This is a genomic window from Peribacillus simplex NBRC 15720 = DSM 1321, assembly GCF_002243645.1.
Lineage (GTDB): Bacteria > Bacillota > Bacilli > Bacillales > DSM-1321 > Peribacillus > Peribacillus simplex.
Map to the genome: position 1 here is coordinate 2121963 of NZ_CP017704.1, position 13795 is coordinate 2135757.

Annotated in this window: 13 protein-coding genes; 4 read left to right on the plus strand and 9 right to left on the minus strand. The window is 39.6% G+C overall.

Features of this window, described 5'->3' with window-relative positions; translation table 11 throughout:
* Positions 1-104 precede the first annotated feature (104 nt).
* Entirely contained in the window at positions 105-1736 is a 1632-nt protein-coding gene (locus tag BS1321_RS10075; RefSeq protein ID WP_063235759.1) for a PAS domain-containing sensor histidine kinase, read from the plus strand.
* Positions 1737-1789: 53 nt separating this feature from the next.
* Here the strand turns inward: BS1321_RS10075 and BS1321_RS10080 are convergent, their stop codons facing one another.
* Positions 1790-3277, minus strand: coding sequence for a cadherin-like beta sandwich domain-containing protein (locus BS1321_RS10080; RefSeq protein ID WP_063235758.1), 1488 nt, complete (start codon positions 3275-3277; stop codon positions 1790-1792).
* Positions 3278-3594: 317 nt separating this feature from the next.
* On the opposite strand from BS1321_RS10080, the gene BS1321_RS10085 reads away from it, so the two are divergent.
* Entirely contained in the window at positions 3595-5229 is a 1635-nt protein-coding gene (locus BS1321_RS10085; RefSeq protein ID WP_063235757.1) for a copper resistance CopC/CopD family protein, read from the plus strand.
* An 18-nt stretch (positions 5230-5247) separates the two neighbouring features.
* The gene (locus tag BS1321_RS10090; protein ID WP_063235756.1) at positions 5248-5910 is read left to right on the plus strand and encodes a YcnI family copper-binding membrane protein; all 663 of its coding nucleotides are present in this window, start codon (positions 5248-5250) and stop codon (positions 5908-5910) included.
* A 49-nt stretch (positions 5911-5959) separates the two neighbouring features.
* On the opposite strand, the gene BS1321_RS10095 is transcribed toward BS1321_RS10090, so the two are convergent.
* From BS1321_RS10095 to BS1321_RS10115, 5 genes are all read right to left on the minus strand, one after another.
* Positions 5960-6958: a S8 family peptidase gene (locus BS1321_RS10095; RefSeq protein ID WP_063235755.1), complete on the minus strand. Its 999-nt coding sequence runs from the start codon at positions 6956-6958 to the stop codon at positions 5960-5962.
* 329 nt (positions 6959-7287) lie between these two features.
* Positions 7288-7794: an SEC-C metal-binding domain-containing protein gene (locus BS1321_RS27845; RefSeq protein WP_063235754.1), complete on the minus strand. Its 507-nt coding sequence runs from the start codon at positions 7792-7794 to the stop codon at positions 7288-7290.
* Between the two features lie 182 nt (positions 7795-7976).
* Positions 7977-8546 (minus strand): nitroreductase family protein, encoded by a 570-nt coding sequence (locus tag BS1321_RS10105; protein WP_048686185.1) that lies wholly within the window; start codon positions 8544-8546, stop codon positions 7977-7979.
* Between the two features lie 11 nt (positions 8547-8557).
* Positions 8558-9730, minus strand: a complete 1173-nt coding sequence (locus BS1321_RS10110) for a toxic anion resistance protein (protein WP_063235753.1) — start codon at positions 9728-9730, stop codon at positions 8558-8560.
* Positions 9727-10383 (minus strand): 5-bromo-4-chloroindolyl phosphate hydrolysis family protein, encoded by a 657-nt coding sequence (locus BS1321_RS10115; RefSeq protein ID WP_063235752.1) that lies wholly within the window; start codon positions 10381-10383, stop codon positions 9727-9729. Before BS1321_RS10115 ends, BS1321_RS10110 begins: the two co-directional genes overlap by 4 nt.
* Positions 10384-10737: 354 nt before the next feature.
* Here BS1321_RS10115 and BS1321_RS10120 point away from each other — a divergent pair, with 354 nt between their 5' ends.
* Entirely contained in the window at positions 10738-11070 is a 333-nt protein-coding gene (locus BS1321_RS10120) for a hypothetical protein (protein ID WP_063235774.1), read from the plus strand.
* Between the two features lie 110 nt (positions 11071-11180).
* On the opposite strand, the gene BS1321_RS27475 is transcribed toward BS1321_RS10120, so the two are convergent.
* The 3 genes from BS1321_RS27475 to BS1321_RS10130 all read right to left on the minus strand — a co-directional run bounded on the left by BS1321_RS27475 (position 11181) and on the right by BS1321_RS10130 (position 13775).
* Positions 11181-11339, minus strand: coding sequence for a hypothetical protein (locus BS1321_RS27475; protein WP_155726529.1), 159 nt, complete (start codon positions 11337-11339; stop codon positions 11181-11183).
* A gap of 99 nt (positions 11340-11438) precedes the next feature.
* Positions 11439-13289, minus strand: a complete 1851-nt coding sequence (locus BS1321_RS10125; protein ID WP_063235751.1) for a zinc ribbon domain-containing protein — start codon at positions 13287-13289, stop codon at positions 11439-11441.
* A gap of 258 nt (positions 13290-13547) precedes the next feature.
* Positions 13548-13775, minus strand: coding sequence for a hypothetical protein (locus BS1321_RS10130; RefSeq protein WP_063235750.1), 228 nt, complete (start codon positions 13773-13775; stop codon positions 13548-13550).
* Positions 13776-13795: the final 20 nt, after the last annotated feature.

Here is a 13795-nt window from a genome sequence, read left to right on the forward strand (position 1 = left end):
CCTGTTTTTTTATTTAGGATTCTGCATATATTTTTTTTCGATAGTTTGTTAAAATGTGTATGTAATTTTACCTTCGAAATGTCTTAAAATCAGGGAGAATCTCCATGTCCAAACGCTCCATCTTAGCAATATATATCCTTTCCGGGATTATTACACTAGTCGTGTTCGACTATTTTTTAACTACAAATATCCAAAACAAAGAGGTCTTCATTCAACTTCAAAGAGCGGAAGGCTTTATTTTCCTTTTATCAATAGGCTTGATCTTATATCTTTATTTAGCTAAAAGGGAAGAATTCAAACAATTAAAAGAAGCGGAACAACGTCGGCGTACACTCATCAATTCAATGGTGGATTTCGTTAACTTCAAGGATGGTGACGGCCGATGGCTTGAATCCAATACCTTCGGGCTGCAATTATTCCAATTGGAGCATGTAGATTATAAGGGAAAAAGAGACAGTGAGCTCGCAGAATACTCCGAATTTTATAAAGAGTCGTTGATCTACTGTGAAGTTTCCGATGAAGAAACGTGGGTAAAAGGGGAAATCACAAGGTGTGAAGAAATCGTCCCTCTTCCTGATGGCAATCACAAGACCTTTGATACGATTAAAGTTCCCCTGTTCAATGAGGATGGTTCACGAAAAGGCTTAGTCGTCATTGGCAGGGATATTTCTGAAAGGGTTGTCGCGGAGAATCAATTATTCGATAGTGAACAACGCTATAAATCATTGTTTGAACACAACCCTTATCCGATGCTGATGCTTGATTTAAACGGAATGATCACAACCGTAAATCCAAGGTTCGAAACAGTAACAGGCTTTCAGCAGGAAGAAGTACATGGTGCCTCATTCATTAATTTGAACTTTTCAGCAGAAGACGCGGAATTGATCCGTACATCTTGCCAATATGTCATGGAAAACCAAAAGGGGATCAAAAAAGGGAAAGATATAGAATTCCTGACGAAGTACGGGAAGTCCATCTTACTTTCTTGTACGTTTGTCCCAATGATGGTTGGCGAGGATTTGGTCGGAATCATAACTTATGCTAAAGAAGTCACTCAAATTCGAGAAACCGAAGCACGCTTAAGAAGAACCGAAAAATTGTCGATAGTCGGCGAACTTGCCGCAAGTGTAGCCCACGAGGTACGAAACCCGCTGACTTCTTTAAAAGGTTTCGTCCAACTGCTTAAAAAGAGCGACCATCCCTATGAACAATACTACACGATCATGTTAAGTGAATTGGACCGGATCAATCTAATTGTAAGCGAGTTACTCGTTCTGGCAAAACCACAGGAACTTCCATTCAGCAAACATCAAATCATCGACCTGATAAATGATGTCAAAACCTTGTTGAAACCAGAGGCGGACTCGTACCCCACACAAATATCTATATCTGTTAAAAACGAAATACCGCTTCTATTATGTGAGGGAAACCAATTAAAACAAGTATTCATAAATATGCTCAAGAATTCAATGGAGGCATCCGCCGATCACATTTGGGTTGATTTAGAACGCATGAACAATAACCTTTCCATCACCATCAAAGATAATGGAAGCGGAATTGAAAAAAACCGGATAAAGCATCTTGGAGAGCCTTTCTATTCTTCTAAAGAAAAAGGAACCGGATTAGGACTGACAATCAGTTGCCGAATCATTGAGGCGCACCGGGGAAAGGTCCGCTTTAACAGTGAACTAAATCATGGAACCGAGGTCCAAATCATTTTGCCCATAAAAATATAAATCCGAGGACAAGCCTAAACCTTGTCCTTTTTTTGCATGATTCAGAACCATCACTATTTAAACAGGGAGGTGAAGAAATCCTTTATATTCCCAAAGAATGACACGGTCTCAACAGGCTGTTTCCCATTAACCTGCCCTCCCGCATTATTGGATGTATTACTCTCCATCTTGCCAGCTGTACTCATTTGCGTTGCCTCAACTTCCGCCTCTTTTGTTTTGACATCATCCACGGTTTCTTCTTCATCCATTTCCACATCCATATCCTTTTCGAAAACAAGGACGTAAGTACGGCGCTCCCCATCCTTTGAAACGGTAACGGAAATGGCCGTCTTCGCTTTATCCTTGATCTTCACTTTTTCACTGCTCTCACCGTCATATTCAATCGTCGCTCCGCTGGCATTTGTCGTTGCATACATTTCGATTGAAGACACATCATTATCGACCTCGATATGATAGGTATGCTCATTAGAATCAAAAGATTTGTTCCATACTCCGGATGATACAGTCAGATTGTTCAACACTGGTGCAATATTGCCTTCCTCGCCTAAAGAATCTGCTGACGCTACCTTCACTATAGAATCCGTTTTGGGTTCTTGTGTTGAAATACTTTCAAGTTGCTGTGTTTTCGGTTCTTGTGTTGAAATACTTTCAAATTGCTGTGCTTTCGGTACTTGGCTGACACCACTGGTTGGTTTTAGATTATTGGAGGATTCGGCTGATGTTAAAGATGATTTATTCCCATTATCGGATGAAGGTTGAGCTTTACTTGTTCCTGTTGAAGGCTCCTTTTGTACTTCACCCTCTTTAGGGGCATCTTTCGATTCGGTTTCCTTGACAGCTGTCCGTGTAATCGTAAGCGTATATGTTTTTTCATCTCCATTTTCTGCTGTAACAATAATCTTCACTGTTGTCTTACCGACTGGAAGGGTAACCTTTACACCGGCACTGGTTGCATCCTTTCCATTCACCTTTACAATTGCGGTACTGTCACTCAATGCCGGTGTTACCGTAACGGACTGAACTTCATTTTCAACAGAAGCATTATAAGCTGTCACTTTAGAATCGAATGTTAATGAGCCTTTTGATAATCCAATCGATGTTAAAAGGTTATCATCACTTTCAAGTTTTTCGACCTTGAGAGTATAGGCAACCGTTTCATTTTCCCCATCGCTGACGGTGATTTCAAACGTATTCATGCCAGTTTGAAGAGTTAAATCCTTCACTTTACTATCTGTCATTTTGACACCATTCACGTATATGGCTGCAGTCTCACTAGGGCTATCTGCAAGCAAGGTGATCTTTTCCACATCTTTTCCCACTGCTGCACTATAGTCGTGTACATCCTCTGAAAATTTTTGATCCAGTGCTACACCCTCTATTTCTAGCCTTGAAAGACTATTTACCGTTTGTGCCTCTTCCTGAATTACAGAAGTGCCTTCCGCTGCCCCTACCACGGGCATGTAAGTGGATGTTCCCATCCCCACAAGTGTACCAACCAAGATCACCTTCACGCTTTTTTCTTTTAATCCCTTCTTCAGCAAAGCCTATCCCTCCTATATTTCCTGCAAACATGATAGGGCCAGGTTACCAAAGGAACCTTAATTATTTCTTAATGGAGTTTATACCAACAGGAGGATACCTATTGATTCCTTCGGAAACAACTTTGTGCAACGTGGAATTCCAAACCAATATTTATGGCTATAATGGAGGTAGGAAGACAAATTTAACCTATTGTTATCACTTTTCTAGCGAACCTCTCAAACTGCCTTTAGATAACTAATTTATTTTCACTGTTTTTTCACATTTTCCTTTTATAATGAGCTTACATAATCTGATGAAAGGATGATGGCACACCAAGATGAAAAAATATTTATGGCTGGTAGTCAGCCTGTTCAGTTTGCTTTTATGCCCGGCAATGGCTTTTGGTCATGCTACAGTAATAAGCTCTAATCCTAGCCCGAATGAAGCGTTGGATACTCTTCCTGAAAAAATCAGCATTCAATTCAGCGAGAATATACAACCAGCTTTCCATTCGCTTGAGGTATTCAGCCAAGATGGGGACAAAATTCAAATTCAAGACAGTACAATCTCGGAACAAAGTGAAAAAATACTGGAAGCTAAGTGGAAGGGTACTATCAATGAAGGGATTTACTACATTAAATGGAGAGTGGTTTCGAGTGATGGCCATCCCATTGAAGGAACCATCCCCTTTCAATTCGGAGATTCATCTGGCCTTCCAGACCAAGACAATTCCGAAGTGAATGCAAGTTTTCCAAATTCCATCAATGTTATCCTGCAAAGTCTTCAATACATATGCTTTGCTGCCCTAACCGGAATCCTTTTTTTTAGATTATCGTTAATGAAGGACTCTCGACTTTTTGAAGCCAGCAGAAGAACCCGTCTATACCTTTGGCTTTCATATGCAGGTTTAGCATTTTCCATCTTCTGCAGTCTGCCTTTAAAAGTTACGATTGATGCTGGCGTAGGTTGGACTGATGCATTTAAAGTGAGTTATATAAAAGAAGTATTGAATGCTACAAACTTTGGAACGGTCTGGATCATTGAAATTCTAATATTGCTCCTTCTATTTTTAGTGATTTATTTCATGCTCGAGAACTCCTTAAATAAATCACTGCCTTACCTTTCTTTCATCATAATAGCCAGCTTGATGATTTGTAAGGCTTTCACTGGACATACAGCAGCCGTTCCTAATCAGGTTCTGGCCGTTTTGATGGATTTCCTTCATTTATTGTCCATGGCTTTATGGCTCGGCGGCCTTATGGCCTTATTGGTGATTTTGCCTGGGCTTGCTGATCGGCAGGCAGTCCAAGAAGATAAGAAAACATTTTACTGGTCGATCATTCAAAGGTTTTCCAAATGGGCATTTCTGTTTGTAATCTTACTGATTGTTAGCGGGATATATAGCAGTATACAGCATGTACCGACTATCCATTCATTGTTTAACACAACATATGGCCAATTGTTACTAGCGAAAATCGGTCTCATGTTAATCATGATCGTTTTAGGAGGCTTTCATTTTCTCAGAGGGAAAAAGCAAACGAAAAAACTTGGTTATAGTGTGGGAATGGAGTTTGGTTTAGGAATCGTCATACTTCTCGTTGCAGCTCTATTGACAAATGTCCAAACTGCCATGTCTTCTCCCGGGCCCATTGAAAAGACATTACGGACTGAAGAAAATAATGAGGTTACATTAATGGTGACTCCCAATGAAGTAGGGGATAACCTAATTCAAGTAAATCTTTCCAATGAAGGCAAGCCAATTGCTGAAATAGAGCAGCTTACAATCACTATGCAGCCATTAGATTCACCACGCGGTGAAATAAAGCTGCAGATGACGGAGAAAAACACAGGTACATTTTCATCAAAGTCTATATTAACCATGCCAGGAAAGTGGAATATCCATATTCACGGATTAACTGAAAGCCTGGATTCAATCAATGCTGATTTTATAATTTTCATAGGGAATTCATAACAGGAGGGATTTATACTAATGAAAAACATTTCAAAACTACTTATTTTTACATTTGCAGCATTATTCATTTTTTCCGGTTCAGCATATGCTCACGTTACAGTCAAGCCTAGTTCATCTGCACCTGAGGCGTGGGAAACTTATACACTCAAAGTACCTGTAGAAAAAGAAACTGCCACTACAAAGGTGACTTTAAAAGTACCTGAAGGGGTTACTTTTGAAAGCTATCAGCCTGTACCGGGATGGAAAGTAACAACGGAAGGTGACAAAGATGGCCATGTAAAAACGGTAACTTGGGCAGCAACTGATGAAGGAATAGCTGCTGGACAATTCCAGCAATTCTCTTTCGTAGCACAAAATCCTAAAGAAGAAACGAAAGTTGCCTGGGATGCATTTCAATATTACGAAGATGGTGAAATCGTTGAATGGAGCGGTGATGAAGGCTCAGACCTACCGCATTCTGTAACTGAAATTACGGTTGCTCCCAAGGCTGATGCAGAACCTGCGGACCATGGTCACAAAGATGAAGCTGACACTAATGATTCCATGACAACTGACAATTCAAAGGATTCAGCAACAACAGAAGGTGATAGCAATCAAACGCTGATCATCACTCTGGCTGTCATTTCACTAATTCTGTCCATTGTAGCGCTTTTTGCAGCTATAAGGAAAACTAAAAAATAATCATTATGGAAGGTGCCTCAAAATTACTTGAGGCACCTTTTTTTCTCTTCTAATATTCCATGACCACTGATTTACTCGGTAGCTGAAGGTTTTCTGATTCTATGGTAATCTTAATCGATTTTTCAACTCTTTGTTCCGCTATCGTTAAGTTAAGCAGTCCATTTCCCTGTGCTTTTTTGCTTATTCCCAGATCTTCCGTACTTTTCACCAGCTGAGCATATAGTTCCGCTTCAGTTAAATTGCGGTCAAATTCCTTTTCAGCAATCACTTTCAAGAGAGCTGCTGCACCGCTTACATGAGGCGTAGCCATTGACGTTCCGCTCAACCTGGCATATTTATTTCCTGGATACGTAGAGAGAATATCAACCCCTGGCGCCACCAAGTCAATTTCATCATTTGTATTTGAAAAATCCGCTAAATTTCTGCTTAAATCCACAGCTCCGACTTCCACTACCTCGGGATATGCTCCTGGATAATCCAATTCATCCGTTTCATGACGCCCATCACCACTATTTCCAGCTGCGCAAACAACAAGGATATCGTTCTGAAGGGCCTTTTGAATGAGTTTGTGTTCAGCCTCATCCGGAGGTCCGCCAAGTGAAAGTGAAATAACCGAAACCTTTTCTTCATTAGGTCCCCGCCAATTGATTGCATACTCTAGAGCTCCATTAATCCAATCTATATCGCCTTGTCCTTGACCATTTAGGGCCTTTAATGCTAATATGCTTGCTTTCGGAGCCACTCCCACTACACCTGCATTATTAACGGCAGCCACAATCGTACCGCTGACATGTGTCCCATGTCCGTTATCATCTTGAAAATCCCCGGTATTGGTAAAATCCTTCCCACCAATGATTCTTTCCTTTAGGTCTGGATGTCCCTTGTCAATGCCTGTATCGATGACGGCAACTACCACGCCCTCACCATAATTGCTTTTTTCCCAAATTGCCGGTGCTTTCACAAGCTCGACACCCTCAGGAATCTTCTCTTTCACCGTTTCCATTACTTCAAGAACCTTGTAAGGTATTAATCTTTTTTCTCTTGTCATTTGATTACCCCTTCCTTCGTTCATAAGTTAAACTGCCATCAGTGTGGGGATTTTCATCCCGTCTGGTTGCCGTCTACCGTTGAAAGAGATGAGATCAAAAAACTCTTCTCTCTTATATATACCAGATTTATGAAAATAAAAAAGAAGTTTTCAGAAAATTCCATCTAAATAACTACTTTTTATTTCTTTTTGTGTTATTATCTGGTACTCTTATTATAGAACAAACGTTCGTTAAATGCTACGTTTTTTTAGTCATTACTCAATTTTTTTCAAGCAATTTTTCGTATATAAAAAAGAAGCGACTCCGAATCGAGTCAGCTTCCAAGATGTTAAGCTGCGCCGCAGCATTTTTTGTATTTTTTCCCGCTTCCGCATGGACAAGGTTCATTTCTGCCAATGACCGGTTCTGTATGAACATGCGGCATTTTAGCTGCCTTTGCACTTTCCATGATAATTTGCGTACCTTTTTCCTTCATTTGCAGATACCGCTGTTTAAATAACTCCATTACATCTTTACTGTACTTTAACGTATCTTCCGCGATATCCATCGCCTTTTGTTTGGAAATATTATAATCCTCAAGGACAAATTGATTATCCCCGAAGGAAACCCTCACTCCAAAATGCTGTCCTGCCTGTTTATTGCCTTTAAGCTCCTCAACGAACTCAAGGTATACTTCCTGGCAATCACAAGTCTGATGCATGCAATAATAATCATATATCCAATACGATTTATCTTCGTACTTACTCTTTAAAGCAATTCCATCATCAACGCCAAAAACATCCAAATATTTCATCGCTTTTCCATCGAGTATCTCAAATGGATCAATCGTTCTCATCTATAGACACATCCTAATTCATCAAAATTTATTCTTCCTATGTATTGTACAACCTAATTCATCAATCGTCACTTGAAACGAAGCCTGACGAAGCCAAATCCCTTACATTAAAATCCCAATTGAAGGCAATAAAAAAAAGCTGCAGCAGTGTGTATGCACTGATGCAGCTACCCCTCAATCCATCATCCGATCCATGTAGTCAATTCATCGATCGGTGTTTTCTTAGCAGGTTTCGGCTCCATGTCAGGATAACCCAAGTATATGAAAGCCAATACTTCTCCCTTAGAGGATAAATTGAAAAATTCACGGACCTTGTCATGATATGTTATTTTTCCCGTTCTCCATACTGCTCCCAGACCTAGAGAATGTGCTGCAAGAAGCATGTTTTGAATGGCACTGTTCACTGCCGCATATTCTTCTGCCACAAGGACATTATTCTTATCACTAGGCTCTATGCCCACTGCGATGATGACTGGAGCCCTTAATGGATTCTTTTTTTGCCTTTCGAGCTTGCTGATTAAACTTTCAGGGGTATCATCAGCATTTTCAATTCTTGTGATTTCTTCGAATACCTGCCCAAGTTTATTTCTTCCTTCTCCTGTCAATACAAAAAAACGCCAAGGCTCCGTCCGATGGTGATTGGGTGCATACGTTCCAGCTTCAATGATTTGCTCGATCATTTCCTTAGGTACCGGATCTTGCTTAACGATTCCAATGCTTCTTCTCGTTTTTATAGCCTCGATAGTTTCCATGTTATCTCCCCTTATCCCTTTATCTCTAATAGTTTCTGCTTCAGTTCATTTTCCATTGACGCCAATTCCTGCTCTGCTTGACGGCGTTTATGCCTGCCTTCTTCTTGAATCCGCATGGTTTCCTCAAGCGTGGTTATCAAGTTAGCTTGAGTTTTCTTTAATGTTTCAATATCGACAAGTCCGCGCTCATTTTCTTTAGCGGTTTCAATGGTATTTGTTTTCAGCATCTCGGAGTTCTTCAATAACAAGTCATTTGTAGTCTTGGAAACCTGTTTTTGCGCTTCTACAGCATGCCTCTGCCTGATTAGGGTCAATGCGATCGCAACCTGATTTTTCCAAAGTGGAATGGCTGTCATGATCGAAGATTGTATTTTCTCTACTAGCGCCTGATTCGTGTTTTGGATCAGCCTGATTTGCGGTGCGCTTTGAATCGTGATTTCCCGACTCAATTTCAAATCATGAAGCCTTTTATCCAACCGTTCAGCAAATTGCAGCATATCATTGACTTCTTGAAACTTCATTTGATCATTGCTTGATTCAGCGGACTTCCTTAGCTCCGGAATCGTTTTCTCATGGATTTCTTCGAGTTTAATTTCCCCAGCTGCAATATAGACATTCAATGCCTGGAAGTAATCCTTATTCGTTTCATATAGCTTTTCAAGGATTACGATATCCGATAACAGGATATTCTTGCTCCGATCGAGTTTCACACTGATTCGATCAATTTGGGCTCCAGTTTTTTGATATTTGGATAGCACCTCCTGGACAGATCCCGAGAGCTTCCCGAACATACGCGCAAAGAATGAGGGCTTATCCGGTTTTAACTCATCCGGGCTCAGCTCGTTTAACTTTTTCATTAAATCACTGATAATGTTGCCCACTTCACCTACATCTTTTTTCTGAACATGCTCAAGCATGGAATTAGAAAAGGTCAGGAGCTTTGATTGGGCCGGTGTACCATAGGATATCATCGCCTGATGATTCGTAGGGTCGATTTGTTCGGCAAGCTGATAAGCCTTTGCCCTGTTCTCTTCAGGAATGACATCAATCAGTTTAACCGGTTTCGCTTCCTGGGAAGATACCTTCTCAAGCTCCTGCCCCCCATCAAATGGATTGGCTAAAAGGTCATCAATCAAACTGGCATTATTCGTTTTATTCAACAGGTTTGGATCATTGTTATTCATTTTAACCTCCTGCTTTCATCAATTACTTGTGACTCTTTTCTAGTTTTAATGGATTGCTTAGCAACATCCAATTCGAAGTTAAGGTTATCGATATCATCGGCAATCACTTTATATAAATCCTTTTCTATCGTATTAGTGAGTTCCTTTAAGGTTTTACGAGTCTCTGTTAAGGAAAGTTCGAGTTCCCTATTCTTTTTTGGCTGCTGTGCTAAAAAAACATATTTCTCCGCAAGCTCCATGGCGGAATCCAGATGCGAGTAATAAAATTGTTCCGCCTGGTAAAACCGCTTCGGTTCTTTTTTTGTCAGACTATATATTTTCCTGATCATTTTAATCATATCTTTCCTCTGTTTAAAAGAAGAGATATGCCTGACCGAGATTAGTGCTTTTTGCACCCGCCATATCTTCGGTTTTGCTTCAATTAAATTTTTCTTTATATATTGATATTCTTTTCTCGTCAATTCATGTTTTTTGAGGTATCTTGATGAAAAATATACGGAACTTAGCCAGTATACAAGCACCCCTCCTGCTAAAGATATGACAACGGACAGGGCAAACGGTTGATTCAATGCAAAATAGCTAATCATCCACACCGGCAAAACCATTGGAAATGCAATCAATATCGGAACAAAATCAGCAAGAAATCGATTCATAATCATTACACTCCTGACTTACACTCTTTTCTTTATATACGGATTATCCTTGGGATTGGTTTCAAGATAGATAAAAGAATTTCTCCTATCCTAAACGATATAGGAACCTGATGGTTTCTGCAAATTTATTGAAATTTTTTCTGTAAATTACCTCTTCTTCCCACTCATATGGGCTAACGCCTAGTCACTTCACCGGAACTTACATAAGTTATAACGTATCCATCCCGATTTTAAAAAGGAGAGTTGACTATGAATTCATACGGATTTTATCCTTTTCCACAACAAAATGGAAATCATCAGTACTATCAGTCTAATTTTAACCCATATTTCCAACAGCCTGAACGATTTGATTATATGCCACAGGAAGATTGGAACCTTCAGCAGGTACAAGAGAATCCATATAGCCAGGTGCCCGACCCATTCGATGTTGAAAGGCAGCCTCAACAACTTGAAAGAAGAGTCCGGGAACTTGAGCGTCAAAACGAGCGTCAAACGAGGGAACTCAATCGGCAGAACCAAGAAATCACGCGGATAAATCGTGAAGTGAACCGCATTAACCAGGAAATCTCCAGGCTAAGTCAAGCGGACCAGCGACATACGAATAGGTTAAACAGGCTAAATCAAAGACTTCGGGCAGTGGAAAGAAACCTAAACATCCCCTTCACCGCAACAGATGATGGTTTTTAATAAAGAAATAGCAGGAGCTCATTATGGGCTCCCGCTTTTTTTATTTTCCCGATGCATTTTTTGAAGGCATAGTCAGTACATGAGATTTAATCAAACGATTGATTAAACCTTTAAAGGTCCACTAAACCCTTGTCAGCGTTACTTAAACTGATTAACCCATTTTGAAGAACACCGATTCGGGTTACTGAACTTTCCGATTTCACTACTGCTGTATTTTTCGCTACCTTGAATGTGAACCCTGCCATCTTCTTTAAAAAAGTAGTTACCAATTAATGATGCGCCCAATAAAAAAAATAGGAGTTGCCAAATTTCCGCTGCTGTTTTCCATTTTCAGGAGTACTATTAAATAAAAAGCAACACACCCCCGCCTACAACTTATTAACCGAATCTTCATCTTCTAACTCATAATAACCATCATAACTATTGAACTGATATACATCTTCTGGCAAAAGTCCGTATTTAACGCCCAGCTCCATCAAATTCATTCTTACTTCTTCCTGAATGCGATACATTTCACCTTCAGGAATGTTCACTAAGTTTAGGCCCGCACCAGAATCAAGTTTCAAATCCGGCATTTCCAGTTTGTCTTTTAGTTTCGTATTGGAGTCCAGCTTGAACGTGACCGTATCAGAGTCCAATTCATCTGCTAAACCAAGCTTTAATTCGAATTTCGCTTTGGAATAGTCTTTCTTTAAGTTAATTTCACTCGTTTGTTTAATGGTTCCTTTAAAAGCGGACGGCCTATCAATAAATTCGCCAACAACTAAGTTAAGATTGAAATCTCTTCTGATTTTTTTCTTACCATCCGTTTCTCCGTCAATATCACTCTTCATCGAAAACTTGATTTCCTCAGACTCCCCATACTCTTCAATCTTAAAGGAGGCATTAAGATTCTCTTTCCGAGTAGCTTCTTTAATGACCACATCATTTGTAATCTGGAACAAAAGCTTTGATTCCTCATCATCTTCAGGAGAAAGTGCCACGCTAAATTCTTCGAATATCCGATTCAAGCCATATGGAACGTTTTTGCTTCTCAATTCCATGTTGAGTTGATTCGTACTGCCTCCAAAAGCCGTTGTTACCTTACGATCGATTATTTGCTCATCCTTATCAATTAGCAATGTAGAAGAAAATCCTTTAGAAAAATGGATACCTTTCATTTCTTTCCTTGCATCTTTTAGGCCGTCCACCAATTGCCGTTTCAATCCGTTTGCATCAGGACTTCCTATTTCTTTTGTCACTGCACCGGTTTTTGACACTTTTTGTGCCCTGGTGACTATCATGCTATGAAGCTTTTCATCTTTAATCAAATGGTCCATGAAATCATTTACTGGGTTTTTAGTTTCCGAAGAAGAAAGTTTAAGCGTCACTTCCCTGACCTTGATCGTTTCTCCTTCATGTTCATACTCCACGCCCTTTTTCATCGTAAAGTTTTTATCTTCTAAATTCCCCAACAGGAATGCCCCATATCGTTTTTGGATGTATTCCTGTTCTTTCTCCGTTAAATTCAAGTCTTGCCATTCAAGATCGGATGCTTCCAAGGTTTCAGGGCCAGAATTTGATGGATCGATCATTTGCATGAACTCACCATATTCATCAAAATTTAAATAAAAGAATTTTTCATATAAAAACGGTACTTTCAAACCTAGTCGATCTTTGGCTTGGAACATTTCTACATCCATTGCCTTTTCCTTCTCGACATGCAGGGCTAAATTATAATAACTTTGATTGCTTATTGGATCCTGTTCAGTTTTTGCAGTAAGAGTTGCCTTGTTCAATAATTCTTGAAACATTTCTAATTTTGGATCAGTCGATAATGAATCCATTTCGATATTGCCGCTTAGAGTCAGCTCCGAACTTGAAGGTTTCTTCATCATTTTCTCTTGGAATTCCATCTTATCGCCATACTTATCAGCCCATCCTTCTTTGGATTTCTGGTATGTTTTATATTCGGAAAGAAGATAGAGCTCTTTCGGGGATTTATGAAGAATAATGGCAGCGGCTGCACTGGAAATCATGATAAAGGCCAATATTGCAGTAATGATTAATGTTCTTTTCTTATGCCTTTTGGCAAAAGTCTCCTCTACTTGTTCTTGTCTCATCTCAGAGGCAACTTCCTTTTCCGTTATTTGTTTTTCACCAACAATAGGGGCGCCACATGATGGGCAAATTCGAGAGTCCTCGTTCACAGAATTGCCGCATGATTTACAATGTCCCATTTTTTATGCCTCTCTCCCTTTTGTTCCTCCTTACACCTATAAGCCTATATATTTAGTCCTTTCTCACCTCAATTCCTTTCATCGTTATCTATATAGATAGCACAAAGCGTAAGTTTCCTTTCGCCACTTGTATAAATATGTGAATAATTCATGAGATAGTATCACAAGTATCCCTTAAATCGTTTAAAAGAAGATATTCCATAATCAAAAGAACAAAAAAAGAACGGGAGTCATTCTTGCACTCCCGTTCTTTCTCGTTTATAACATTATCTGGTTCAACTTTTCGTTTCTTGATTCCTGTTCCTCCTGGGTAGACAAGTCATACTTCTTCAATAGATGAAAAAGTTCATTCAATGTTTCCTGCGAATTCCCTTTTTCCAGATATCGATCTAATGTTTGACTTATTTCGCTTGGTAAAAATCTCTTTTGACTTTCAAATTTCAGCCTGACATCTTGCTGCGAATGATTAAGATTGCATGTACCCATATAAAATTCACCTCTTACTT

What these genes read in the sequence shown, in the direction of transcription:
- BS1321_RS10075 (WP_063235759.1), top strand. Translation starts at nt 105, where the DNA reads ATGTCCAAACGCTCCATCTTAGCAATATATATCCTTTCCGGGATTATT.
- BS1321_RS10085 (WP_063235757.1), top strand. Translation starts at nt 3,595, where the DNA reads ATGAAAAAATATTTATGGCTGGTAGTCAGCCTGTTCAGTTTGCTTTTA.
- BS1321_RS10090 (WP_063235756.1), top strand. Translation starts at nt 5,248, where the DNA reads ATGAAAAACATTTCAAAACTACTTATTTTTACATTTGCAGCATTATTC.
- BS1321_RS10095 (WP_063235755.1), bottom strand. Translation starts at nt 6,958, where the DNA reads ATGACAAGAGAAAAAAGATTAATACCTTACAAGGTTCTTGAAGTAATG.
- BS1321_RS27845 (WP_063235754.1), bottom strand. Translation starts at nt 7,794, where the DNA reads ATGAGAACGATTGATCCATTTGAGATACTCGATGGAAAAGCGATGAAA.
- BS1321_RS10105 (WP_048686185.1), bottom strand. Translation starts at nt 8,546, where the DNA reads ATGGAAACTATCGAGGCTATAAAAACGAGAAGAAGCATTGGAATCGTT.
- BS1321_RS10110 (WP_063235753.1), bottom strand. Translation starts at nt 9,730, where the DNA reads ATGAATAACAATGATCCAAACCTGTTGAATAAAACGAATAATGCCAGT.
- BS1321_RS10115 (WP_063235752.1), bottom strand. Translation starts at nt 10,383, where the DNA reads ATGAATCGATTTCTTGCTGATTTTGTTCCGATATTGATTGCATTTCCA.
- BS1321_RS10120 (WP_063235774.1), top strand. Translation starts at nt 10,738, where the DNA reads ATGCCACAGGAAGATTGGAACCTTCAGCAGGTACAAGAGAATCCATAT.
- BS1321_RS10125 (WP_063235751.1), bottom strand. Translation starts at nt 13,289, where the DNA reads ATGGGACATTGTAAATCATGCGGCAATTCTGTGAACGAGGACTCTCGA.
- BS1321_RS10130 (WP_063235750.1), bottom strand. Translation starts at nt 13,775, where the DNA reads ATGGGTACATGCAATCTTAATCATTCGCAGCAAGATGTCAGGCTGAAA.